20 protein-coding genes are annotated in these 23557 nt (G+C 72.2%); 9 read left to right on the plus strand and 11 right to left on the minus strand.

Going from position 1 to position 23557, the window contains the following annotated elements:
* Window positions 1–82 precede the first annotated feature (82 nt).
* The 3 genes from RM704_RS26805 to RM704_RS26815 form a co-directional block, all read right to left on the minus strand.
* The gene (locus tag RM704_RS26805; protein WP_052145904.1) at window positions 83–1585 is read right to left on the minus strand and encodes an MFS transporter; all 1503 of its coding nucleotides are present in this window, start codon (window positions 1583–1585) and stop codon (window positions 83–85) included.
* On the minus strand, window positions 1582–2553 hold the full coding sequence (locus RM704_RS26810; protein ID WP_033525971.1) for a zinc-binding dehydrogenase: 972 nt from the start codon (window positions 2551–2553) through the stop codon (window positions 1582–1584). Before RM704_RS26810 ends, RM704_RS26805 begins: the two co-directional genes overlap by 4 nt.
* An 80-nt stretch (window positions 2554–2633) precedes the next feature.
* Window positions 2634–3893, minus strand: a complete 1260-nt coding sequence (locus RM704_RS26815; RefSeq protein WP_311591321.1) for an FAD-dependent oxidoreductase — start codon at window positions 3891–3893, stop codon at window positions 2634–2636.
* Window positions 3894–4072: 179 nt separating this feature from the next.
* Between RM704_RS26815 and RM704_RS26820 the strand changes: the two genes are divergently transcribed.
* Window positions 4073–4741: a pentapeptide repeat-containing protein gene (locus RM704_RS26820; protein WP_107072245.1), complete on the plus strand. Its 669-nt coding sequence runs from the start codon at window positions 4073–4075 to the stop codon at window positions 4739–4741.
* A 213-nt stretch (window positions 4742–4954) separates the two neighbouring features.
* On the opposite strand, the gene RM704_RS26825 is transcribed toward RM704_RS26820, so the two are convergent.
* Window positions 4955–5455 carry a hypothetical protein gene (locus RM704_RS26825; protein WP_033525968.1) on the minus strand — a complete coding sequence of 167 codons (501 nt, stop codon included), beginning with the start codon at window positions 5453–5455 and terminating at the stop codon, window positions 4955–4957.
* 37 nt (window positions 5456–5492) lie between these two features.
* Between RM704_RS26825 and RM704_RS26830 the strand changes: the two genes are divergently transcribed.
* Window positions 5493–6965 carry a M1 family metallopeptidase gene (locus RM704_RS26830; RefSeq protein ID WP_033525967.1) on the plus strand — a complete coding sequence of 491 codons (1473 nt, stop codon included), beginning with the start codon at window positions 5493–5495 and terminating at the stop codon, window positions 6963–6965.
* Between the two features lie 13 nt (window positions 6966–6978).
* Here RM704_RS26830 and RM704_RS26835 read toward each other — a convergent pair whose 3' ends face one another.
* Window positions 6979–8019 carry a bifunctional GNAT family N-acetyltransferase/NUDIX hydrolase gene (locus RM704_RS26835; RefSeq protein ID WP_033526059.1) on the minus strand — a complete coding sequence of 347 codons (1041 nt, stop codon included), beginning with the start codon at window positions 8017–8019 and terminating at the stop codon, window positions 6979–6981.
* A 1279-nt stretch (window positions 8020–9298) separates the two neighbouring features.
* Here RM704_RS26835 and RM704_RS26840 point away from each other — a divergent pair.
* The gene (locus tag RM704_RS26840) at window positions 9299–10432 is read left to right on the plus strand and encodes an RNA-guided endonuclease InsQ/TnpB family protein (RefSeq protein WP_311591323.1); all 1134 of its coding nucleotides are present in this window, start codon (window positions 9299–9301) and stop codon (window positions 10430–10432) included.
* A 144-nt stretch (window positions 10433–10576) separates the two neighbouring features.
* Here RM704_RS26840 and RM704_RS26845 read toward each other — a convergent pair whose 3' ends face one another.
* A complete protein-coding gene (locus RM704_RS26845) occupies window positions 10577–11152 on the minus strand; it encodes a TerD family protein (protein WP_005486352.1) in 576 nt (191 codons plus the stop codon).
* Window positions 11153–11337: 185 nt separating this feature from the next.
* On the opposite strand from RM704_RS26845, the gene arfB reads away from it, so the two are divergent.
* The gene (arfB, locus tag RM704_RS26850) at window positions 11338–11766 is read left to right on the plus strand and encodes an alternative ribosome rescue aminoacyl-tRNA hydrolase ArfB (protein ID WP_033525966.1); all 429 of its coding nucleotides are present in this window, start codon (window positions 11338–11340) and stop codon (window positions 11764–11766) included.
* Window positions 11767–11867: 101 nt separating this feature from the next.
* Here arfB and RM704_RS26855 read toward each other — a convergent pair whose 3' ends face one another.
* The gene (locus tag RM704_RS26855; protein ID WP_033525965.1) at window positions 11868–12389 is read right to left on the minus strand and encodes a flavin reductase family protein; all 522 of its coding nucleotides are present in this window, start codon (window positions 12387–12389) and stop codon (window positions 11868–11870) included.
* Between the two features lie 483 nt (window positions 12390–12872).
* Here RM704_RS26855 and cdgB point away from each other — a divergent pair, with 483 nt between their 5' ends.
* Both cdgB and RM704_RS26865 read left to right on the plus strand, forming a co-directional pair.
* Window positions 12873–14612: a diguanylate cyclase CdgB gene (gene cdgB / locus RM704_RS26860; protein WP_033525964.1), complete on the plus strand. Its 1740-nt coding sequence runs from the start codon at window positions 12873–12875 to the stop codon at window positions 14610–14612.
* 211 nt (window positions 14613–14823) lie between these two features.
* A complete protein-coding gene (locus RM704_RS26865; protein ID WP_033525963.1) occupies window positions 14824–15816 on the plus strand; it encodes a carbohydrate-binding protein in 993 nt (330 codons plus the stop codon).
* A 10-nt stretch (window positions 15817–15826) separates the two neighbouring features.
* Here the strand turns inward: RM704_RS26865 and RM704_RS26870 are convergent, their stop codons facing one another.
* The 3 genes from RM704_RS26870 to RM704_RS26880 form a co-directional block, all read right to left on the minus strand.
* Entirely contained in the window at window positions 15827–16753 is a 927-nt protein-coding gene (locus RM704_RS26870; protein ID WP_033525962.1) for a 1-phosphofructokinase, read from the minus strand.
* A 161-nt stretch (window positions 16754–16914) separates the two neighbouring features.
* Window positions 16915–18159 carry an N-acetylglucosamine-6-phosphate deacetylase gene (gene nagA / locus RM704_RS26875; RefSeq protein ID WP_192829598.1) on the minus strand — a complete coding sequence of 415 codons (1245 nt, stop codon included), beginning with the start codon at window positions 18157–18159 and terminating at the stop codon, window positions 16915–16917.
* Window positions 18159–19163 carry an ROK family protein gene (locus RM704_RS26880; RefSeq protein ID WP_078937005.1) on the minus strand — a complete coding sequence of 335 codons (1005 nt, stop codon included), beginning with the start codon at window positions 19161–19163 and terminating at the stop codon, window positions 18159–18161. The genes nagA and RM704_RS26880 overlap by 1 nt, the downstream gene beginning before the upstream one ends.
* A gap of 252 nt (window positions 19164–19415) precedes the next feature.
* Between RM704_RS26880 and RM704_RS26885 the strand changes: the two genes are divergently transcribed.
* The 3 genes from RM704_RS26885 to otsB all read left to right on the plus strand — a co-directional run bounded on the left by RM704_RS26885 (window position 19416) and on the right by otsB (window position 21920).
* Entirely contained in the window at window positions 19416–20663 is a 1248-nt protein-coding gene (locus RM704_RS26885) for an ABC transporter substrate-binding protein (protein ID WP_033525961.1), read from the plus strand.
* A 151-nt stretch (window positions 20664–20814) separates the two neighbouring features.
* On the plus strand, window positions 20815–21042 hold the full coding sequence (locus tag RM704_RS26890) for a DUF3263 domain-containing protein (RefSeq protein WP_033525960.1): 228 nt from the start codon (window positions 20815–20817) through the stop codon (window positions 21040–21042).
* Between the two features lie 17 nt (window positions 21043–21059).
* Window positions 21060–21920 (plus strand): trehalose-phosphatase, encoded by an 861-nt coding sequence (gene otsB, locus RM704_RS26895; protein WP_033525959.1) that lies wholly within the window; start codon window positions 21060–21062, stop codon window positions 21918–21920.
* Between the two features lie 99 nt (window positions 21921–22019).
* Here otsB and RM704_RS26900 read toward each other — a convergent pair whose 3' ends face one another.
* Window positions 22020–23432, minus strand: a complete 1413-nt coding sequence (locus RM704_RS26900; RefSeq protein WP_033525958.1) for an alpha,alpha-trehalose-phosphate synthase (UDP-forming) — start codon at window positions 23430–23432, stop codon at window positions 22020–22022.
* Window positions 23433–23557: the final 125 nt, after the last annotated feature.

The following is a 23557-nucleotide window of genomic DNA, read 5'->3' on the forward strand; positions in this document are numbered from 1 at the left end:
TGAGGCGCACGGCGCTGGTGAGGGGGCGGCCTTGTCGGACCGCCCCCTCTGGGGTGTTGATCGGTGACCGTCCGGCCGGTCCTCAGGCCGTCGTCGGTTGCGGTGCGGCGGCGCGGTTCGGGGCCTTCGCCGTGATCATCGCGGCGGCGACGGTGGCCGCGAGGAGGAGGATGCCGGCGGCCCACCAGAGCGCGACGGTGTAGCCGTGGACGACGCTTTCGCGGACGGCGGCCGGGGTGTGGCCGTGGGCCGCGAGATAGGCCGCGCCGGTGGTGGTGGCGATGGTGTTCAGCAGGGCCGTGCCGAGGGAACCGCCCACCTGCTGGGCGGTGTTGACCGTCGCCGAGGTGACGCCCGCGTCGTGCGGGGCTATCCCGGCGGTGGCGGTGGAGAAGACCGGCATGAAGGTCATGCCCATGCCCAGGCCCATCAGGATCAGCGCCGGGAGGACGCCGGTGGTGTACGACGAGTCGACCGTGAGGCGGGTCAGGGTCAGCATGCCGGTCGCGGCCAGCAGCGCGCCCGGGACCATCAGCCGCCGGGGCGGCACGCGCTGCATCAGGCGGGCCGAGATCTGGGTCGAGCCCGTGATGATCGCGGCGGTGAGGGGGAGGAAGGCCAGGCCCGTCCGCACGGGTGAGTAGGCGAGGACGACCTGGAGGTAGTAGGTCATGAACAGGAACATCCCGAACATGCCGGCGGTCGCCAGGGAGATCGTCAGGAAGCAGCCGGCACGGTCGCGGTCCCTGACGATGTGCAGCGGGAGCAGGGGGTGCCGGGCCGCGCGCTGCCGCAGGACGAAGCCGGTGAGCAGCGCGGCGCCCGCCGCGAGGAGGACCAGGACGCGGGTGTCCGTCCAGCCGCGCGGCTCGGCCTCGCCGAAGCCGTGGACGAGGGCGACGAGGCCGGCGGAGCCGAGGAGGGCACCGGGCACGTCGAGGCGGACGCCGGTGCGGTCCGGGCGGTCGTGGAGGAGGACGGTCGCGCCGACGAGGGCGACGACGGCGATGGGCACGTTGACGTAGAGGCACCAGCGCCAGTCCAGGTACTCGGTGATCAGCCCGCCGGAGATCAGGCCGATCGCGGAGCCGCCGCCCGCGATGGCGCCGTAGATGCCGAACGCCTTTCCGCGTTCCGTCGGGTCCGTGAAGGTGGTGGTGAGGAGGCTGAGCGCGGAGGGGGCGAGGACGGCGGCGAAGACGCCCTGGAGGGCGCGGGCCGCGAACAGCGTCCCGGAGGTGCCGGCCGCGCCGCCGAGCGCCGAGGCCGCGGCGAAGCCGACCAGCCCGACGACGAAGGCCCGCTTGCGTCCCACCAGGTCGCAGAGGCGCCCGCCGAGCAGCAGCAGCCCGCCGAAGGCGAGGGTGTACGAGGTGATCATCCACTGCCGGTTGCCGTCGGACATGCCCAGGTCCCGCTGTGCGGAGGGCAGTGCGATGTTCACGATCGTCGCGTCCAGGATCACCATCAGCTGGGCGAGCGCGATGACGACGAGGGCCCACCAGCGGCGGGGGTCGGGGGTGGCCGGCGCGTGGGCGGTGGTCGGTGGCGTGGCGTTGCCGGGGCGGGTGGTGGGGGCGGTCACGGCTCCAGCACCACCTTGCCGGTCGTGCCGCGGTCTTCCAGGGCGCGGTGGGCGGCGGACGCCTCGGCGAGGGGGAAGCGGTGGACGGCCGGGGTGAGGCGGCCGGCGGCGGCCTCGGCGAGGGCGCGGAGTTCGAGGGTGCGGATGGGGTCGGGGCCGCCGGCCCGGCGGCGCATCTCCTCGCCGAGGACCGTCTCGGAGAGACCCTCCACGACGTAGGGGCCGCCGTCCTTGATGCCGTCCGCCGACCAGCCGAAGACCAGGTGCCTGCCACCGGGGGCGAGCAGGGCGACGGACTCGCGTGCCGCCGCCCCGCCGACGCCGTCGAAGACGATGGTGGCCTTGCCCCGGTACGCCGCGACCTTCTCCGGCCAGGCCGGCTCGGTGTAGTCGACGGCCAGGTCGGCGCCGTTCGCCGCCACGCGGGCCGTCTTGGCGGGGCCGCCTGCGAGGCCGATCACCGTGGCGCCCGCGTTCTTGGCGTACTGCACGAGGAGTGTGCCGATCCCGCCGGCGGCGGCCGGGATCACGACCACGTCGTCCGGGCCGAGTTCGGCGAAGAGGAGGATCCCCATCACCGTACGGCCGGTCCCGATCATCGCGACCGCCTGTGCGAAGTCGAGGTTCTCCGGTATCTCGTGCAGTCGTTCGACCTCGGTGACGGCCAGTTCGGCGTAGCCGCCGGGCACGAAGCCGAGGTGGGCGGTGACGCGGCGGCCGAGCCATTCCTCCGGGACGCCCTCCCCGAGCGCCTCGACGACTCCGGCGACCTCGCGGCCGGGGATGGTGGGCAGTTCCGGCGTCGGTCCGGGTCCCGGAGCGCCCTCGCGGAGGGCCGCGTCGAGCAGGTGTACCCCGGCCGCGGCGACGGCGATACGGACCTGGCCCGGCCCGGGCTCGGGGTCCGCGACCTTCTCGTACGTCAGGTTCTCGGCCGGACCGAAGGCGTGCAGACGGATGGCGTGCATGGAGGGGCCCCCTTGAGCGATGTCGTTCTCACGTGGCGTGTGTTCGCCCGGTTTCGCTTGGCGGACCCCAGCCTCCGACCTCAAGCATGCTTGAGGTCAAGGGTGTTCCTCGCCCCTCTGCCGAGCGCCAGCGAGACGGCCGCGAGGGCGCTGTTGAACGACACCTCCGAGAGCACGCCCGGCGCCGCGACCTGGTCGCCCGCGAGATACACGCCGTCGCCCCGGTCCACGGCGGGGCGGTCGCGCCAACTGGTGCCGACCGGATCGACGGCGCCCGTACGGCCGTTGGCGGTCGCCTCGCGCCGCCAGGTGACGCGGTCCCGCCAGCCGGGGAAGCCCAGGTCGAGCAGGTGTTCGGCGCGGGCGATGCCGTCCGCCCGCGACTCGTGCGGACCGATCGGGAACTGGCCCTGGAGCAACTGCTCGCCCGCCGGCGCCAGCGTGCGGTCCTGGGCCGTGAACCGCTCGATCCAGCCGGGCGCGTCCAGGTCGGAGACCGCGAACGCGTCGCCGCGGCGGGTGCGGACGGCGAGGTCGAGGAGCGCGGTACGGCCGCTCGGCCAGATCAGCGAGTCGTCCTTGAGCAGGCGGCGGGCGGCGTCCATGGAGGTGGCGACGATGATCGGGCCGGTGCCGACGCGGGTGCGGGTGCCGTGGCCTCCCGTGCCGGTGCCGGTGCCGGTGCCGGAGCCGGTGAGGGCGTCGAGGCTGTCGACGCGGCTGAGGGTCTCCATGCGGACGCCGAGGTTCCAGGCACGGGCCGCCATGCGGTCGATGACGCTCGCCCAGCCGCCGCGCGGGTAGTGCGCCTCCGGCGGCAGCTTCGTGGCCCGGCGCAGCCGTTCCTGCACGAACGCGGCGGACAGGGAGCCCGGGTCGTGGTGGAACAGCGCCACGGCCGCGTAGTTGGCGGCGGCGCGTGCGGCCTCCTCGCCGGCCTGTTCGGTCGCCCAGGTGAGGAAGTCGATGTCGACGGGCGCGGGTCGGCCCATGCGGCGGGGGCTGAGGAGCTTGAGCATCGCGAACGGCGGGGTCCGGCGCAGGGCGCCCCTGTGGTGCAGGCGCAACCGGGCGGTCTCCAGGGGCGGGAGGGGCGCGAGCGGTCCGATCAGGTCCCGTTGCGCCAGCCAGGTCCAGTGGGGGCCGCCGTTGTACAGCGCGTGCGGTCCCTCGTTCGTCCGGTACGGCCCCTCCGCGGTCCGCGCCCGGCCGCCGAGGGTGTGGTGTGCCTCGTAGACGGTGACCCGTGCGCCCGCCTCGGCGGCGGTGATCGCCGCGGTGAGCCCGGCGAAGCCGCCGCCGATGACGGTGAGGGGGGTGGGGGGTCGGGTGGCGTGCATGACAGGGCTCCCTCGGGTCGGTGTCCGTCAGCCGGTTGCGCGGCTGTGTGGCTGTGTGGCTGTTCGCGGGTACGACGGATCGAGGGCGCCGGGATGTGACATGGGGCTGCGGGGCGGTGGTCGGGCGGGGTTCCGTGCAGGTCAGCGGGATTGTCAGTGGTGGGGTGCACGATGAGGGGATGGTGAGGGCGAGGTCGGTGGTGAAGGCGGCGCGGCGGCCGGAGGTGCGGTTGCCGGTGCTGGAGGCGTTCGCGGACGGGGGGTTGGAGCCCGACGGGGACTATGACGGGCTGGAGTTCCGCGAGGAGGACCTGGGCGGGCAGGACGGTGGGGGTGCCCGGTTCATGGACTGCGCGCTGACCGGGTGCGCGCTGGACGAGACGCGGCTGCACCGGGCCCGCGTGCTCGACTCCGTCCTCACGGGGATACGGGGGATCGGGACGAATCTGGCCGAGGCGACGTTGCGGGACGTCGAGCTGGTGGAGGCTCGGCTCGGTGGGGTGCAGTTGCACGGGGCCGTGCTGGAGCGGGTGCTCGTGCGTGGAGGGAAGATCGACTTCCTCAATCTGCGCGAGGCGCGGCTGAAGGATGTCGTGTTCGAGGACTGTGTGCTGGTCGAGCCGGATTTCGGGGGCGCGCGGCTGGAGCGGGTCGCGTTTGTGGGGTGTGCCCTGAAAGGGGTCGATCTGAGCGGGGCGAGTCTGGTGGACGTGGATCTGCGGGAGGCCGCGTCGGTGGAGATCGCCCGGGGGGTGGACCGGTTGTCGGGGGCGGTGATCAGCGCGGCGCAGTTGATGGATCTGGCGCCGGTGTTGGCGGGGGAGATGGGGATTCGGGTGGAGGGGTGAGATGAGGGGTGGAGGGGTGAGATGAGGGGTGGAGGGGTGAGGTGCGAGGTGTGAGTGAGGCGGGGTGAGGTGGGGGTGGCCGGCGGGGCTTGGGGTGGGGCGCTTCGAGTCCGTCCGCGGAGCCCGTCCGCTGAGCCCGTCCGCGGGTTCGGTGGGGGCTGGTCGCGCAGTTCCCCGCGCCCCTTTCGGGCCTCCGGCCCTCAGGGTGAGCTCCTACGGAACCCTCGGGAAGCGGGCCTGGAGGGTCCAGATCGCCGGGTTCTCGGCCAGGGCGTCGTGGAGGTCGCAGAGGTCGGCGATCACGTCGTGGAGGAAGTCGCGGGCCTCACGGCGGAGCTCGGCGTGGGGAAAGGTCAGCGGTGGTTCCTCGGCCGGCATCCAGTCCGCCTCGACGTCCACCCACCCGAAGCGGCGCTCGAAGAGCATGCGGTCGGTGGACTCGGTGAAATCGAGTTCCGCGTACTGGGGCCGGGAGGCGCGGGAGCCGGCCGGGTCCTGGTCGAGCTGTTCCACGATGTCGCACAGCGCCCACGCGAAGTCCAGCACCGGCACCCATCCCCAGGCTGTGGACAGCTCCCGGTCCGCCTTGGTGTCGGCGAGGTACACGTCACCGCAGAACAGGTCGTGCCGCAGTGCGTACACGTCCGCGCGGCGGTAGTCCGTCTGCGGCGGATCGGGGAAGCGGTTGGAGAGGGCGTAGCCGATGTCGAGCACGTAGGCGATGGTGTCATGTCCTCATAGGATCGCCGTCGTGTCCCGATCCGCACGGGTTGTCCCGGCCGCACTCCTCACCGTCGCGCTGGCCCTCACGCTCACGTCGTGCACCGACGGTGGCGGCGAGGCCAGGAGGACGAAGGGCTCCGCCGGCCTGGGGGACCCGTACTTCCCGCGGCTCGGCAACGGCGGGTACGACGTCACCCACTACGCCCTCACCCTCGGACACGACCCCGGTGCGCGGGCCCGGCTGCGGGCCACCGCCGTCGTCACCGCGCGGGCGACGCGCGACCTCGGCTCCTTCAACCTCGATCTCCGGGGGATGGACGTCGCGTCGGTCGCCGTCGGGGGCGTGGCGGCGCGGTGGAAGCGGGCGGGGCAGGAGCTGACCGTCACTCCTGAGCAGGGGCTCGACGAAGGGGAGACGTTCCGGACGACCGTGCGTTACTCGGGCACCCCGGTGACCATCACCGACCCGGACGGCTCCCGGGAGGGCTGGCTGCCGACCGCCGACGGCGTCCTCGCGCTCGGCGAACCCACGGGCTCGATGGCCTGGTTCCCCGGCAACCACCACCCCTCCGACAAGGCGGCCTACGACATCACCGTCACCGTCCCCGAGGGCCTGCGGGCCGTCTCCAACGGGGAGCTGACGCGCGAGTCCACCCGCGACGGCCGTACGGCCTTCTCCTGGCACACCGCCGAACCGATGGCGAGCTATGTGGCCACCCTCGCGATCGGCAGGTACGAGATCCGCCGCTCGACGGTCGAGGGCCTGCGGCTGCCCGTGTACGTCGCGGTCGATCCCTCCCAGGTCGAGGAGAGCCGGGCGGTGCTCGGGCGGATCCCCGAGGTCATCAGGTGGGCGGAGGGAAGGTTCGGTCCGTACCCCTTCTCCTCCACCGGCGCGATCGTCGACCGGCCGGGGGATGTCGCGTACGCGCTGGAGACCCAGAACCGCCCCGTCTTCCCCGGCGCTCCCGATCTCTCGCTCCTCGTGCACGAACTGGCCCACCAGTGGTACGGCGACTCCGTCACCCCGAAGAGCTGGCGGGACATGTGGCTGAACGAGGGGTTCGCCACCTACGCCGAGTGGCTGTGGGAGGAGGACCACGGCGGCGACAGCGCCCAGGAGATCTTCGACGCGCTGTACGAGGGCGACCACCACCAGGACGCGGCCGACGACGAGGTTGAGGACGAGGCCGTCTGGGACTTCCCGCCCGCGAAGCCGCCGAGCGCCGCTCGTATCTCCGACAGTCCGGTGTACGAACGCGGGGCCATGGTGCTGCACAGGATCCGCCGGGCCGTCGGCGACGACGCCTTCTTCGGACTGCTCCGGGGCTGGGCGGCCGAGCACCGCCACGGCAACGCCGACACGGCCGACTTCACCACGTACGCGGAGGAGTTCGCGGCGACGGCGGCTCCGGAGGCCGACCTGACCACGATCTGGGACGACTGGCTGTACGGGGACGGGAAGCCGCCGAAGACCGGCACAGTGGGGCAGGGAGCCTGAGGCTGGAGTGTGGTCACGGCGTGGGTGCGGCTCCCGTGTCGTAGGTCGGCTCGAACGCCGCCAGCAGCCGCGCCAGGTCCGGCGGCCAGACCGGCTCCGCCGTCGGGTCCGCGAGTTCCGCGGGGGTCCACCAGCGCCAGGTCAGGATGCCCTCGTCGGCGCGCGAGGTGGCGAGGAGGCCGCCGACCGGTGCGCGGCGTGGGCCCCGTGCCACGTAGACCGTCTCGTGCTGACGTACGGGGATGTCCCAGCGGGTGAAGTCGTGCTCCCAGGTGCACAGCAGGGCGCCCGGCTCCAGGTCCGTCCAGCCCGTTTCCTCGCGCAACTCCCTCGCGGCACCCTCGCGCGGGGTCTCGCCCTCCTCCAGACCGCCGCCGGGCAACGCCCAGTGCAGGCCCACCTCGGAGTTGTGGTACTGGAAGAGGAAGACGGCACCCTCCGGATCGAGTACGGCGATCCGGGCGGCCCGGCGCGGCGTACGCAGCGTCTTGCGCAGCACCGTGCAGGGGCGCCCCAGCTGACGGTCCCGGCGGTGTTCGACGACCTCGTAGCCGAGGGAGGTCCAGAAGGACAGAGCGCCCGGGTTGTTGTCGAGCGCCGCCAGCCGGACGGCGGTCCGTCCCGCCTGCCGGAAGCGCTCCTCGACGAGGGTGGCCAACTGGCGTCCGTAGCCCCGGCGTTGGGCCGTCGCGTCGACGAGCAGCAGCCCGATCCACGGGTCCGGGTCGGCCGGATCGGGATGCCGCGCGAGGGTGATGGCGGCCCCGACGAGCCGACGAACGCTGCCACCCTCGCCGTCACCCCGCCCCTGCCCCTCTCCTGCCCCCTGGTCCTCGTCCTCGCTCTCGCGTGCGAGCAGGATCTCCACGTCCGGGTTGGCCAGCTCCACCCCCAGCGCCGCGGCCACCTGCTCGGGACGGATGTCGTCCGCGTCCGGGAAGTCACCGCTCAGGGCGTAGAAGTCGCGGTTGGAGGCGTGCAGGGCGGTGAGTTCGACGAGGAGGGGGCCGGGGATGGTTCCGTCCTCGGCGGTGCGGAGGGGTTCGAGCAGCAGCATGCCCCGCACGGTATCGATCGGGTCTGACACCGGATCTACAGTGCCTCCTGGCGAACCGCCGCCGGGGCGAGAGCCGGCGCGGGCGAGTGAAGAGGAAGCGCGTGGGAGCGCGGTGGGAGCGCGAGGAGGCGTGTGGAAGAGCGGGTGCGGGTGCACAAGGTCCAGCTCGGCGGCGACGAGTTCCGGGTGATCCGGCCGGAACCGTCCTCGGCCCGGCTGGCGTTGCGCGACGACCACCACTGGCTGTCGATGTACGTCGACCGGGCCGGCGCGCAGCGGCTCGTCGCCCTGTGGGCGCTGGCCGCCCGGTCCGCCCGGTCGCTGATCCATCTGCCGATCCGGGCGAACCGCGCTCCCGAGGGCGTCGATCACGTCGGCGGCGCCGTCGGTGACGGCGAACCCGTCACGCTGGACCTGGTGCTGCTCCACCACCTTGCTTGCCGGGCGGGGTGCCCGGTCCTTCAGGGCCGAGGTGAATGCCCGTTCCCGAGTGGCGGGGCGGGGGAAAGCCGGATCGCTGTCAGGGTGATTCGGCGTCTGGGGGGGAGACGGTGGTGGGGATGGCCTGGAGCGGTTCGTGGTGGCGGATTGAGGGTCAGGCGGTCGGGGGGTGTCCTGGAAGGCGAGGGCGTGCTGGTCACTCGCAGGGGTGATGTGGGTCGAAGGCGCGGGCGGGAGGGGAACGGAGTGTCTAGGTTCGTGGCATGTCACGTTTCCGGATGTATCCGTCGCGCGCGCAGGCCGAGCGGATGCTCACGCACTGCGCGCACGCTCGGTACGTGTGAAATCTTGCGGTCGAGCAGCATGCGCACTGGCGGCGGTGGCGCAGGAGTGCGCCCGGTTTCGCGGAGCAGTGCCGTCAGCTCACCGAGGCCCGGCGGGAGAACGAGTGGCTGGGTTCGGGCAACGCGGATGTGCAGCAGCAGGCCCTGAAGGACTTCGCCAAGGCCAAGAACGCCCGCTTCACGTCGGGGTTCGGTGAGCCGACCTGGCGCAGGAAGCATGTGCACGAGGGCTTCCGGGTCATCGGCACCGACCGCGTATCGGAATACCACGTGGACGGGTCGCCGAAGCTGAACGCGAGGACCGGCAGGCAGGTCATGGGCCGGTCCGTGGTCGTGCAGAAGTTGAACCGGCGGTGGGCGCAGGTGAGGGTGCCCGGCTGCGGCTGGGTCCGCTTCCGCCTCAGTGCCAGGGGTAAGGGTGCGAAGCTGCCGGAGGCGAAGACGTCCGGGTCACCTTCCGCAACGGGCAGTGGCACATCGCGTTCGCCGTCATCCCCGACCCCGTCGAGGGGCCGGGCACGGATACGGTGATCGGCATCGACCGGGGCGTCACGATCACCGCCGCCCTCTCCGACGGACGGACACTGAACTGCCCCCAGCTCACCACCCGCGAGCGGGCGCAGATCCGCAAGCACCAGCGGCGGGCAGCCAGAGCCCCGAAAGGCAGCGCCGCCAAGGCGGCCGGGTACGCGAAGGTGGCCAGGCTCAAGGCGCGGGAGGTGAACCGGCGCAAGGACTGGTGTGAGAAGACCAGCACCATGCTCGCCCGCGGCTATGACCTGGTCCGGTTCGAGAAGCTGAACATCAAGACGATGACCCGCTCCGCGAAGGGAACCGTGGAGCGGCCCGGCCGGAACGTGGCGCAGAAGTCCGGCCTGAACCGGTCGATCCTCGCCCAGGGCTGGGGCCTGCTCCGGCAGCGCACCGGACACAAGGCCCCCGGCCGGGTCGAAGACGTGCCCGCCCCCTACACGTCTCTGCGGTGCAGTGCCTGCGGATGGATCGACAAGAACTCGCGCAAGAGCCAAGCCGAGTTCGTCTGTTCCTCCTGCGGCTTCACCTGCAACGCGGACACCAACGCAGCAACCAATGTCGCGGCAGGACAGGGCGGGATCCCCCGCCCCCGGCGGACAGCCGGTGCCGGAGGGACGACACCGCCCAACCAGCGGTCGAGCGTCCGTGAACCTCAGCCCGCATGGGTTGGAATCCCCCTTTTTTTAAGAGGGGGAGGATGTCAAAGCCTGCGGTTCCCGCCCGCCAGGTGGAAGGCGGTGCGGTCACGGCTCGACACCGGCAGGCCCCAGACGACGGCCACTCCGGAGCGGGACTTCCCCGACGAGGACACCCTCGACCACGAGCGGCGCGCCTACCGGTCGTACCGCGACCACCTCGCCTTCGACATCGCGGCGCACACACTGTTCGTCGTGGGCAGCCCCACCGCGTTCCGCGAGCACGGCACCGCGCTGCGCGGCCTCGTCGACCAGGCCCCGTCGTTCCCGTACCGGCATCCGCACGCGGGACACTTCTGCGTCGAGCTGGACCCCGGGCCCTGGTCGCGGATACGGAACCGGCGGCGCCTCCCCGCGACGCTGCACATCCAGTACTCCGCCGACTGGCGCGTATGACGCCAGGACCCGCTGACCGGCCGGTACGACGGGAGTCCCACCGATCGGCCCGTACGACGCCGAAGGCCCCGCCGTGTCGTGGCGGGGCCTTCGGTGAGGTGCGGCGGGGCGGGGCGTCGGCCCCGGACGGCCGGTGCGGGGAACTCAGACGTTGACGCCGAAGTCCTGGGCGATGCCGACGAGACCCGAGGCGTAACCCTGGCCGACCGCGCGGAACTTCCACTCGGCGCCGTTGCGGTACAGCTCGCCGAAGACCATGGCGGTCTCGGTGGCGGCGTCCTCGGAGAGGTCGTAGCGGGCGATCTCGGCGCCGCCGGCCTGGTTGACGATGCGGATGTAGGCGTTGCGGACCTGGCCGAAGTTCTGCGAGCGGTTCTCGGCGTCGTAGATGGAGACCGGGAAGACGATCTTGTCGACGTCGGCGGGGAGGCCCGCCAGGTTGACGTTGATCGCCTCGTCGTCGCCCGCGCCCTCACCCGTGCGGTTGTCGCCGGTGTGGACGATCGTCTGGTCCGGGGTCTGCTTGTTGTTGAAGAAGACGAAGTGGCCGTCCGAGTAGACCTTGCCCTGCGGGTTGACCGCGATCGCGGAGGCGTCGAGGTCGAAGTCCGTGCCGGTGGTGGTGCGGACGTCCCAGCCGAGGCCCACGGTGACGGCCGTCAGGCCCGGAGCCTCCTTGGTGAGCGAGACGTTGCCACCCTTGGACAGGCTTACAGCCATGGTTGGGAGTCCTTCCCTCGTTACGTACGTGCCTTACGGGCTTCGTGCCGGGGACGAAGCTACCTGTACCCCTATGAACGTCGGGAGGGGCGCCAGAGGTTCCAGCGGTTTTTACTTTCTTTACTGTGGCCGGACGCGGTGAAAACGGCGTGACGTGGACCGGACATTCGCGCGACCATGGGGGCATGTCCGGTCCTTACGTCATCCGTGGCTCCGTCTCGCTCCCCGAGGCCGAGCTCATCTGGCGTTTCTCCCGCTCCTCCGGCCCCGGCGGACAACACGTCAACACCAGTGACTCGCAGGTCGAGCTGAGGTTCGACCTCGCGAACACCGAGGCGCTGCCCGAGGTGTGGAAGGCGCGGGCGCTGGAGCGGCTCGCGTCGAGGCTCGTCGACGGGGTGGTCAGCGTCCGCTCCTCCGAGCACCGTTCGCAGTGGCGCAACCGGGAGACCGCCGCCGTACGGCTGGCCGCGCTGCTGGCGGAGGCGACCGCGCCGCCGCCGAAGCCGCGGCGGGCGACCCGTATCCCGAGGGGGATCAACGAACGGCGGCTGCGGGAGAAGAAGCAGCGCTCCGACACCAAGCGGGGCCGGTCGGGTCGGGACTGGGGCTGAGGGCTGTCACCTCGGTGGGCGGTGAAGCGTCGGGAGAGTGCTGACGTGTCCCGTCACGACGAGGGGAAGCCGTCGCGACCTCGGTCCCGGCGGGGCCCGGCTTACGGGGACAGCTGCCTGTAGCGGCCCTGGAAGTAGGTGAGCGGCCCTGTGTCCGTGCCCGCGGCGGTCGGGGAGGTCACGCTCAGGACTCTGCCGATGACCAGGGTGTGGTCGCCGGCCGCCACCCGTTGCTCGGTGCGGCATTCCAGGGTGGCGAGGGCGCCGTCGATCAGGGGGGCGCCGCTGGTGCCGCCCCGGGTGTGGGGGACGGAGTCGAAGAGGAGGCGGTCGCTCACGCGGTTCTTCATGGCGAAGCGGGCCGCGACGGTGCGCTGGTGGTCGGAGAGGACGGAGACCGCCCACAGGGGCTGCTCGGCGAGGAGGTCGTCCATGCGGGAGTCCTCGCGGAGGCTCACCAGGACGAGGGGCGGGTCGAGGGACACGGACATGAAGGAGGTCGCCGTCATGCCGACGTCCTCGCCGCGCGGCCCGTCCGGGTCCAGCGCCGCCTCGTGCGCGGTCACCAGGGCCACACCCGCCGCCAGTCGGGACATCGCGGCACGGAACTCGTCTTCACTCACCCCCTCAGCATGCCCGGCGGGGAGGGAACCGTCGGCGGCCGGGGTGCGCTCGGCGACGGGCGCGTTTGCGAGAGGAACTGTCTTCGGCACGCTCGCACGCTAGCCCGCGGCCATGGGCCCCCACATCGGGCCGGGGCCCGACCCCACCCCCGGACCTGCGACCTAGGACGGACGCCGGAGGCGTCCGATCGCCCCCGCTCAACCCCGCTCACAGTGCCTACACAGAGTTCTGAATTCTGTTCAGGAAGCGCACGAGGGAAACGCATAAACTCCACTCAATTGCTCATGTTCCGTTGTGACTTGAGTCACAGGAGCCATATTTTGTTGACCCTGTGTACCGAGTGGGCTTCGCGCTGTGATTCAGTGGCGGGGAAGCTGGAACCTGTAAGCGGGAACTGTAAGCGGTTGTAAGCCCGCGAGTTAAGCAGGTGACGCAGGTTACCTGGAGCCTGGAGCTGCCACGAGATCTCGGGGGGAGGGCGAATGGAGACCGAGTCGGAGCCCTACGTCCGTCTGACGACGCTGCGGCAGCTGCACCAGGTGATGGCGGACATGAACACCGCGCGCAGCCTGGCCGACACGCTGCAGACCGTCGCCGACGGTGTGGTCAACGGCCTGGGCTACGAACTGGCCTGCGTGAACCTCGTCCGCCCCGACGGCGACCTGGTCGTCGCGGCCCTCTCCGGGAACAGCGCCGCCGAGGCCCTGATCACCGGCCGCGTCGGCTCCCGCGCCTCCTGGGACCGCCGGCTGAGCATGGGCGAGGCCTGGGGCGACCTGCGGTTCATACCGCACACCGAGGGCTGGGTGCTCGACGAGGACGACGTGCCCCAGTGGTACACCGACGGCCCCGCGCCCCGCTTCGAGGACGAGTGGCACCCCTCCGACCGGCTCTTCGCGCCGATGTACACCCCGGGTGCCGGTGGCGCCTCCTGCGGCGAGCTGCTCGGTGTCGTCTCCGTGGACCGGCCGCGAAACGGTCGCCGACCGGGCGCGTGGGGACGCGAAGCGCTCCAGATGTACGCCTTCCAGGCCGCCATCGCGATCAGCAACGCTCGGCTGCGCGCCAACATGCAGCGTGCACTGGTCAGGCTCGAAAGGGAGCAGCAGGCGCTGCGCGCCAGCGAGGAATCCTTCCGGCAGGCCTTCGAGTACGCCCCGAGCGGTATGGCCATCGCGGAGATGGGCGGCGACCAGCACGGCCGGATCCTGCGGACCAACGACGCCCTGTGCCGACTGCTGGGGCGGCCCGCCTCCGCCATGCGGCGGTACGCGTTCTCCGACCTCGTCCACCCCGAGGACATAGGCACTCTCCTGCGGACCTCCGCCGAGGGCGGGCGCGCCGAGCTGCGGCTCGGGCGCCGCGACGGGACGTACGTATGGGTGTCGCTGCGCAACAGCGTGGTCGCGGACGCCGCCGACGGGCCCCGCTTCCTGCTCACTCACGTCGAGGACATCGAGGAGCGCAAGCGGCGCGAGCTCCAGCTCGCGCACCGGGCCTCGCACGACGCCCTCACGGGCCTGCCGAACTCCGCCGAGCTGCGCTCGCGCCTCTCCGCCCGTCTCTGCCAGCGGCCCCAGTCACTCCCGGCCGGCGCGGCGGCCGACTCGATGAACGCGGCCTTCGGGCCGTTCGGTGAGCAGGTGGACGGCGGCGAGCACGGGGAGTTCGGCGCCGAGCAGGCGGCGCGGCTGCCGCACCCGTCGTTCGACGCGTACGAGGCCGCCGGGCACGCCTTCGACTTCCACGCGGCCGGTGGGCCGTACGACGCCTTCGACCACCATGTGCACACCGTCGCGCCCGAGAACGAGCGGGACGACGGGACCAAGGGGCTCGCGGTGCTCTTCTGCGACCTCGACGGGTTCAAGTCGATCAACGACCGGTTCGGGCACAACGCGGGGGACGCCGTCCTCATCGAGGTGGCCCGGCGGCTCAGCCGGGGCGTGCGTGACGGCGACACCGTGGCCCGGCTCGGCGGTGACGAGTTCGTCGTCCTCGCCGACGGACTAGGCCGCGCGGACGCCCAGGACCTCGCCGTACGCCTGCGCAACGAGATCATCCAGCCGATTCGCGTCGACGGTCGCGCGATGCGTGTCGGTGCCAGTTTCGGCATCGGATGGGCCCACTGCGGAATGACGGCGGACGAGGTGTTGAAATCAGCTGACGAGCGGATGTACGTCGAGAAACGATCTCGTCCCAGACAGCACAGGCGGGCCGGATAGCCCCTCGTGTGACAGCGGAGACACCAGGGCAGAAGCCCAGGTCAGCGGCCGATGGCGGCTGAAAAGAGCCTGGTCGGCGCTGTGCCCGTCCCGCGATGAGGTCCGAGTCACCCGTTTGGGGCACTGCGAGCGGGTAGGCTCGCTCTCCTACACCCCCACGCACAACCCGCCACCCGTACCGCATGTACCGCACCGCTGAGGAGACCTAGGGATGACGCCCGGCAACAACGGCGCGAGCACGCCCGAGGACGACGACCCGTTCGGCTACCTCTACGCCGACGGACAGGCCCGAGGAGCCCAGCCGCCCAGCGCGAGCTACGGCTACCCGAACGCGGTCAATCGGGCGCGTCCGGTCGGCGAGCGGCAGTACGGGCAGCAGACCCAGCAGGCCCCGCAGGCCGCCACCGCGCAGTACGGGCAGGTCCCGCAGCAGGGATACGGCCAGCCGCAGGGCGCCCCCGGCCAGCCGAACGCGCACTACCAGGCCCCCGAGAGCTTCTCCGGCGGTGCCCCGGCGACGCGTCAGCAGGGATACGGCAACGGCGGGGGCGGCGGCCGGGGCCGTGGCCCCAACACCAAGGGCCTCCTCATCGGCGCGATCGCCGTGGTGGCCGCCGTGGTGATCGGCATCAGCGTCGCCATGCTCGGCGGCGACGACTCCGACAACGCCTCGGGCAACGACACCGGCGCCTCCACCGGCCCCGCCACCCAGGAGAGCACCGACCCCAGCCCGTCGGCGAGCAAGTCCAAGGACGCGGAGACCGCCGAACTCCCCAAGGCCGAGGCCAAGACCCTCCTCCTCGGCGGCAACGCGGCCATCGCCTCCGACGTCCCCGGCGCGAAGTCGGAGGGCGGGTTCTATGTGGGGAACTTCAACTCGGTGGGTTCGTCGGTGACGTGGAAGACGGAGGACGTCCCGAAGAGCGATTCGTACCGGCTGTACGTCGTCTACGGAGTGCCCGGCAAAGACGCCAACGCCACGCTGACGGTCAACGGCAAGGTCCAGAGTCGCCCGCTCAACCTCGAGAACTTCTCGAAGGCCCCGGAGGGCGACTACGAGAAGGGCTGGACGTACAGCTGGTCCGCCGTCCAGCTCAACAAGGGCACCAACGAGATCAAGATCTCGTGCGAGCAGGGCAACTCCTGCGACGTCAACATCGACCAGCTGTACCTGACCGGCAAGAACGAGGAAGGCGGAAGCTGAGCGCATTCGCTCACGCCGCCGTGACCTCCCCCGTCACCGCCACCTGCCCCACCAGCTCCTCGTACGCCTGACGGTCGAACTCGCCCGCCACCGGGGTCAGTACGGTCGCCGCCGACAGGGCGACCGCGCGGGCCAGGCGGTCCGGCCAGGGGAGGCGGTCGACCAGGCCCGAGAGAAGGCCGGCCACCGCCGAGTCGCCCGCCCCGGTCGGGTTGCCGCGCAGACGGCGGGGCGGGGAGGCACGCCAGTGGCCCTCGGGGGTGTGGGCGAGGAGACCGTCCGGTCCGAGGGAGGCGACGACCGCCTGCGCGCCGCGGCGGCGGGCGTCCCGGGTCGCGCGGGACGGCTCGTGGGAGCCGGTGAGTTCCGCCAGTTCGTCGGTGTTCGGCTTCACCATGTCGGGTCGGGCCGCCACCCCGCGACGCAACGGCTCGCCGCTGGTGTCCAGCAGGACCGGCACGGCCAGCGTGCGGGCCGTACGGACCAGGCCCGCGTACGCGCCCACCGGTACCCCCGGCGGCAGACTGCCGCACAGGGCCACCACCGAGGCGGAGCGCAGCAGATCGACGTACGCCTCTTGGAAGGCGGACCACTCGGCGGGCGTGACGAGCGGGCCCGGTTCGTTGAGCTGGGTCGTGTCGCCGCTCGCGTCGGCCACGGCGATCGTCCGGCGTGTCGCGCCCTCCACCGGCAGCAGCGCGTCCACGACGCCCGGTGTGTGCGTGAGCCGGTCCTGCACGGCCCGGCCGGTCGCGCCGCCGACGAAACCGGTGACCGTCACCTCGTGGCCGAGGGCCGCGAGCACCCGGGCCACGTTCAGGCCCTTGCCGCCGGGCCGTTCGGTGACCTCGGTCACCCGGTGCGTGGCGTGGGCCCTGAGGTCCCGTACGCGGTAGGTGATGTCGAGAGCGGTGTTCAGTGTGACCGTGAGGATCACCTGGGCCTACCCCCTTGGTGCTCGTGAGCGCGCCTGCCGAGTAACAGAGTGCGCTCGCCCGGACGCTGTTGCGGAGGCTCGATCATGCCAAAAGAGCGGCGGTCGGCCCAGCCCCCGGGACAACCGCCGCACTCTGCGCTCTCTGCCAACAACCAGACCAATCAGCCCAGTTGGGGATCGACCACCCACTCGCCCCTGCGTAGTACCCCCTGGAGCTCGAAGTCCGCGTCGAGGAGGACGAGGTCGGCGTCCTTGCCGGGCTCCAGGGAGCCGACGCGGTCGTAGAGGCCGAGGAGTTTCGCCGGGTTGGCGGAGAGGGCGGCGACGGCGTCCTCGACGGGGAGGCGGTCCACCGTGACGGCCCGTTTGAAGGCGCGGTCCTGGGTGAGGGTCGAGCCCGCGATCGAGCCGCCCTCCACCAGACGGGCCACACCGTCCACGACCTCGACCGCCAGCGGGCCGAGGGTGTAGAGGCCGTCGCCGAAGCCGGCCGCGTCCATGGCGTCGGTGATGAACGCGACCCGGTCGGGGCCAGCGTGACGGAACGCCAGCTGGAGGGCGGCGGGGTGGAGATGGGTGCCGTCGTTGATCAGCTCGACGGTGATCCGCTCGTCCTCCAGGAGCGCGGCGATCGGGCCGGGCTCGCGGTGGCCGAGCGGTGGCATCGCGTTGAAGAGGTGGGTGGCCACGGTCGCGCCCGCCTCGATGGCCTGAACCGTCTGCTCGTACGTCGCGTCCGTGTGTCCGATCGCCGCGATGACGCCGTGTTCGGCGAGGAGGCGCACGGAGTCGAGGCCGCCGGGGAGTTCGGTGGCGAGGGTGACCATGGCGGCCCGGCCGCGCGCCGCGTCGATCAGCTTGCGGACCTCCGCCGGGTCGGGGTCGCGGAGCAGTTCCTCCGAGTGGGCGCCCTTGCGGCAGGGGGAGATGAAGGGGCCCTCGAAGTGGATGCCGGCGATGTCGCCCTGTTCGGCGAGTTCGGAGAGCAGGCCGGCGCGGTGGGCGAGGCCGTCCATGTCGCCGGTGACCGTGGAGGCGACGAGGGTGGTGGTGCCGTGGAGGCGGTGGGTGCGGATGCCTGTCAGCACGTCGTCGACGGTGCCGGAGGTGAAGGAGGCTCCGCCGCCGCCGTGGTTGTGGAGGTCGACGAAGCCGGGGACCAGCCAGTGGCCGCGGACGTCGATGGTGTGGGCGTTCTCCGGGGGGTTGTCGGAGATCTTGGTGCCTTTGACGGTGAGACGGCCGTTCTTCACCGTGCCGGTGGGGAGGACGACGTTGGCGCCTTCCAGGACATAGGGATGCGCTGTGTGTGGCGACCGCGGGTGCGTGGGGGCTGGTCGCGCCGTTCCCCGCGCCCCTGAGGGGGCGCTGCTGTCGGACCCGGTGTCGGAAAAGGCGGGGGCCATCAGGGGGTTACCTCCGAAGGGTCCGTGGGGGCTGTGGGGGCCGCGGGGTGTGTGGGGGCGAGGAGGTCCCAGGCCATCAGGCCGGCACCGAGGCTGCCCGCGGTGTCGCCCAGGGCGGCGGGGACGATGCCGGGGACCTTCTGGAAGGTCACCCGGTGTTCCACGGCGGTGCGCAGAGGGGCGAACAGGGTGTCACCGGCCTCCGCCAGGCCGCCGCCGATGATGAGGGTGCGGGGGTCGAGGAGGGTGAGGGCGGTGACGAGGCCGTCGGCGAGGGCGTCGACGGCGTGCTGCCAGACGGCGCTCGCGCGCGGGTCGCCCGACTCGACGGCCTTGGCGCAGTCCGCCGCGTCGGCCTCGGGTTCCCCGCAGGCCTCCGCCCAGGCCTGGCTGACCGCCGCCGCCGAGGCGTACCGCTCCAGACAGCCGTACTGCCCGCAGGGGCACGGGATGCCGCCGGGGCGTACGACGATGTGGCCGATCTCGCCCGCGAAGCCGTGGGCGCCCGCCTCCACCCGGCCGTCGACGCCTATCGCCCCGGCGATCCCGGTGCCCAGCGCCACGAAGAGATAGCGGTCGGCACCTCGGCCCGCGCCCACGCGCCCCTCCGCGAGCCCTCCGGTGCGCACGTCGTGGCCGAGGGCGACCGGGATGCCGCCGAGGCGCTCGGCGAGGAGCGCGCGCAGCGGGACGTCACGCCAGCCGAGGTTGGCGGCGTAGACGGCTGTGCCCCGCTCGGAGTCGACGATGCCGGGCACGGCGACCCCGGCGGCGACCGCGGGTGCGCCGAAGTGCCGCACGCCGTACGCGCGCAGCTCGGCGGCGAAGTCGAGGATCGACGCGACGACGGCCTCCGGCCCGCGCTCACGACCGGTCGCCAGGCGCGCCTGGTGCAGCAGGACGGGCGCGCCGGGGCGGGTTTCCCCGGCGGGCGTGGTGCCGGCCCCGACCAGTGCGGCCTTCATCCCGGTGCCGCCCACATCGAGGGCGATGACATGTCTCACGGAGGACAGTGTGACCCTTCTACCCGCGAGAGGTCTAGTCCACTTACATGGTCTAGACCTCATGGGAGTGAGTGGTGTAGACCTTATGGAGAGTTCGAGAAGTTGAGTGATCAACGGCCTTGAGCGCGGAGCCGGTGATCCACGCTGTTCCACGCGGGGCACATGCGATGGGTTGGGGCAGTACGAGTGCGACAGCGACAGCGGCGGACGAAGACGGGCGTCAGGAACAGCGGGAACAGCAGGAACAGCGGGATGGCGGCACTGGCCGCGCTGGGGCTGGTGGCGACGCTCGCGGGCTGCGGTGCCTCGGCGGCCGACGGCCCCGGCGTCACCCTGACGCTGGTCGCCGCCGACTACGGCGACTCCAAGGCCAACAGCTCCCGGAAGTACTGGGACGCGGTCGTGAAGGCGTACGAGAAGAAGACCCCGGGCGTCACGGTCGATGTCACCGTCCACTCCTGGAACGACGTCGACCGCAAGATCAAGGAGATGGTCGCCGCCGGTGAGGCGCCCGACATGGCGCAGGCGGGTACCTACGCGGACTACGCCTCCGCCGACCGGCTCTACGAGGTGGACGACCTGCTCTCCATCCCCGTCCAGGCCGGTTTCCTCCCCCAGCTCGCCGACGCGGGCAAGGTACGGCGCGTCGCCTACGGGATGCCGTTCGCCGCGTCCACCCGCGTCCTCTTCTACAACAAGAAGCTCTTCGCCGAGGCGGGCCTCGACGGCGCCCCGCGCAGCTGGAACGAGCTGGCGGCCGACGCGGCGGCCCTCGACGGGGCCGGGGTCCGGACCCCGTACGCGCTGCCGCTCGGGCCCGAGGAGGCCCAGGCCGAGACCATGCAGTGGCTGCTCAGCGGCGGGGCCGGCTACACCGACAACGTCGGCACCTACCGGATCGACTCCGACGACAACGTCCGGACCTTCACCTGGCTCAAGGACAAGCTGGTCGACAAGGGGCTCACCGGGCCCACCGCGCCGGCGGAGCTCAACCGGGCCGACGCGTTCGCGGCGTTCGCGCGGGGGGAGGTGGGCATGCTCAACGGGCATCCCAGCCTGATGCGGATGGCCGCCGACGAGGGAGTCGACTACGGGACGGCCGCCATGCCGGGGTACGACGGGCGAGAGCACGCGACGATGGGCGTGGCCGACTGGATGATGGCCTTCAAACAGAACGGGCACGGGGAGGAGATCGGTGACTTCCTCGACTTCGTCTACAACGACGAGAACGTGCTCGACTTCTCCCGGGAGTACGACCTGCTGCCGGTGACCGCGTCCGCGTCCGAGGAGATGGCGGCGGACCCGGACGACGCCGACCTCCACCCCTTCCTCGACGCGCTGCCCGACGCCGTGTTGCCGCCCGTGGGCAAGACGTCCTGGGCGGATGTCAGCGCGGCGGTCAAGGAGCAGATCGGGCGGGCGGTGCGGCCGGGGGCGAAGCCCGGGGTCGTGCTGGAGGAGCTGCAGCAGACGGCGAGTGTGGCGGATCGGGAGGATTAGGGCGCCTTGGGGGGTGGGGGTGCGTGGGGCGTTGGCGGGTGCGGGTCCGGTGGGGCTTCTCGCGCAGTTCCCCGCGCCCTGAGAAGCGGGGGCTGCGCCCCGCGCTTTTCAGGGGCGCACGGCTGTCACACCCGTCCGCTACCGTCGTCCCATGGACGCGCTCGAACCCCGTGAACAGGCCATCCTCGCCGTGGAGCGGCAGGGGTGGGCGGGGCCGGGGGCCAAGGAGCGGGCCATAAGGGAGCGGCTCGGGATCGCACCCGTGCGGTACTACCAGCTGCTCAACGCCCTGCTCGACGACCCGCGCGCCCTCGCCCACGACCCGGTCACGGTCAACCGGCTGCGAAGGGTGAGAGAGGCCCGCCGGGAGGAGAGATGACGGATAGGGTCGACGCCATGGGCAGCCACAAGGACGCAGAGAACCCCCGGGCCACCTTGCCGACACCCGTGACCTCCGCCGGGCGGGCCGCGCTGGACGCGATCCTCGAACGACCCGGCCGTACGGTGATCGCCCTCGACTTCGACGGCACCCTCGCCCCCATCGTCCCCGACCCCGAACAGGCCCGCGCCCACCCCGACGCGGTCGCCGCCCTCGCCGCGCTCGCCCCCAAGGTCGCCTCCGTCGCCGTGGTGACCGGCCGCCCCGCCTCCGTCGCCGTCCGCCACGGCGGCTTCGCCGGCGTCCCCGGCCTGGAACACCTCGTCGTCCTCGGCCACTACGGCGCCGAACGCTGGGACGCCGTCACCGGCACCGTGAGCGCCCCCGCCCCGCACCCCGGTGTCGCCGCGGTCCGCGCGGAGCTTCCCGGCCTGCTGGACCGTGTCGGGGCCCGGCAGGGCACCTGGATCGAGGAGAAGGGCCGCGCGGTCGCCGTCCACACCCGCCGCGCCAGCGACCCCCAGGCCGCCTTCGAAGCCCTGCGCGCCCCGCTGGCCGACCTCGCCGGCCGCCACGGCCTCATCGTCGAACCCGGTCGCCTGGTCCTCGAACTCCGGCCCCCGGGCATGGACAAGGGCGTCGCCCTCCGCGACCACCTCGCGGAGACCGCCGCCGAGTCCGTCCTCTACGCCGGCGACGACCTCGGCGACCTCCCCGCCTTCGCCACCATCGAGAAACTCCGTACCGAGGGCACATCGGGCCTGCTGGTGTGCAGCGGCAGCACGGAGGTCACGGAGCTGTCGGAGCGGGCGGACCTGGTCGTCGACGGACCGGCGGGGGTCGTCCACCTGCTTTCGACAATCGCCGAGCACGTATAGGCAGGGGCGCCCCGGCTCTGCCAGGGGCGCGGGGAACTGCGCGAGCAACCACGCCGGACCCGCACGACCCGCTCTCGCCGACGAACCCGAACCCCCGAGCTACTGGGCGCCCTCCAACGCCCTCAACTGGTCCAGGAACCACTGCGTGGGCGGCAGCGCCGTGGCCGCCCCGGCGAGCCGCTTCGTCCGTTCCGCCCGCTCGGCCGGCGGCAGGGACAGCGCCTCGTGCAGGGCGGCGGCCGTACCGACCACGTCGTACGGGTTCACCACCATCGAGTCGTCCCCCAGCTCCTCGTACGCCCCGGCCTCCCGCGACAGCACGAGCGCGCACCCCTCGTCGGAGACGACCGGCACCTCCTTGGCGACGAGGTTCATGCCGTCCCGGATGGGGTTCACCAGGGCCACGTCGGCGAGCCGGTACGCCGCGAGGGAACGGGCGAAGTCGTCCTTGAGGTGGAGGACGACCGGCGTCCAACCCGGTGTGCCGTACCGCTCGTTGATGTCGTCCGCGACCCGCTGGACCTCGGCCATGTAGTCCCGGTACACCGCGAGGTCCTGCCGCGACGGGTAGGCGAGGGCGAGGTGCACGACGCGCTCACGCCAGGCCGGGCGGTCGTCGAGGAGCTGACGGTAGGCGTGCAGGCCGCGCACGATGTTCTTGGAGAGTTCCGTGCGGTCGACGCGGACGACGGCGCGGCGCGGGGTGCCGTCGGGAGCCGTACCGATCTGCTCCCGCAGCGCGGCCATGCGGTCGTCGACGTCCGCCTCGTGGGCGCGAGCCCGCAGGAAGTCCGCGTCGGCGCCCAGGCCGTGCACGCCGATCCGGGTCCCGGAGAGGGCGTCGGGGCCGAGGACGGCGCGAGCGCACTCGCTGAACGCGTCCGCCCACCGCCGGGTGAGGAACGCGGCCCGGTCGGCGCCGAGGATGCCGTCGAGCACCTGCGCGGCGATGTCGTCGGGCAGCAGCCGGAAGTAGTCGACGGGTGCCCACGGGGTGTGGGAGAAGTGGCCGATCCGCAGGTCGGGGCGGAGTTCGCGGAGCATCCGGGGGACCAGGGTCAGGTGGTAGTCCTGGACGAGCACGGACGCGCCGTCCGCCGCCTCCTGGGCGAGCGCCTCGGCGAAGGCCCGGTTGTACGTCTCGTACGACGCCCACTGGCGCCGGAACTCCGCGTCGAAGGACGGTTCCAGCGGGGTCTGGTAGAGCATGTGGTGCACGAACCACAGCGTGGAGTTGGCGACGCCGTTGTACGCGGCGTGGTGCACGTCGGCGGGGATGTCGAGCATGCGGACGCCGGGTTCGCCGACACCGCGGCGTACGGCCTCGCGGTCGCCGTCGCCGAGGGCGGAGCACACCCAGACGGCGCCCGCCTCCGAGTCGATCGCGGAGAGCCCCGAGACGAGGCCGCCACCGCCGCGCTTCGCTGTGAGGGCGCCGGATTCGTCCTCGGTGTACGTGATGGGGCCCCGGTTGGAGGCGACGAGGATCCGCGCGCTGTGCGTCGATGCCATACGGCTCAACCTAGCCCTTGGGTTCCCCGGTCAAACGTACGGTTCGGCCGAGTACGGGGTGACTGATGGGGAGGGAGTGCCTGTTCGGTCGTCGGGGGCGGGTGGGGGGGGGCGGGGCGCGGGCG

Source organism: Streptomyces gottesmaniae (assembly GCF_031845845.1).
In the GTDB taxonomy this organism is placed as follows: Bacteria; Actinomycetota; Actinomycetes; order Streptomycetales; family Streptomycetaceae; genus Streptomyces; species Streptomyces akebiae.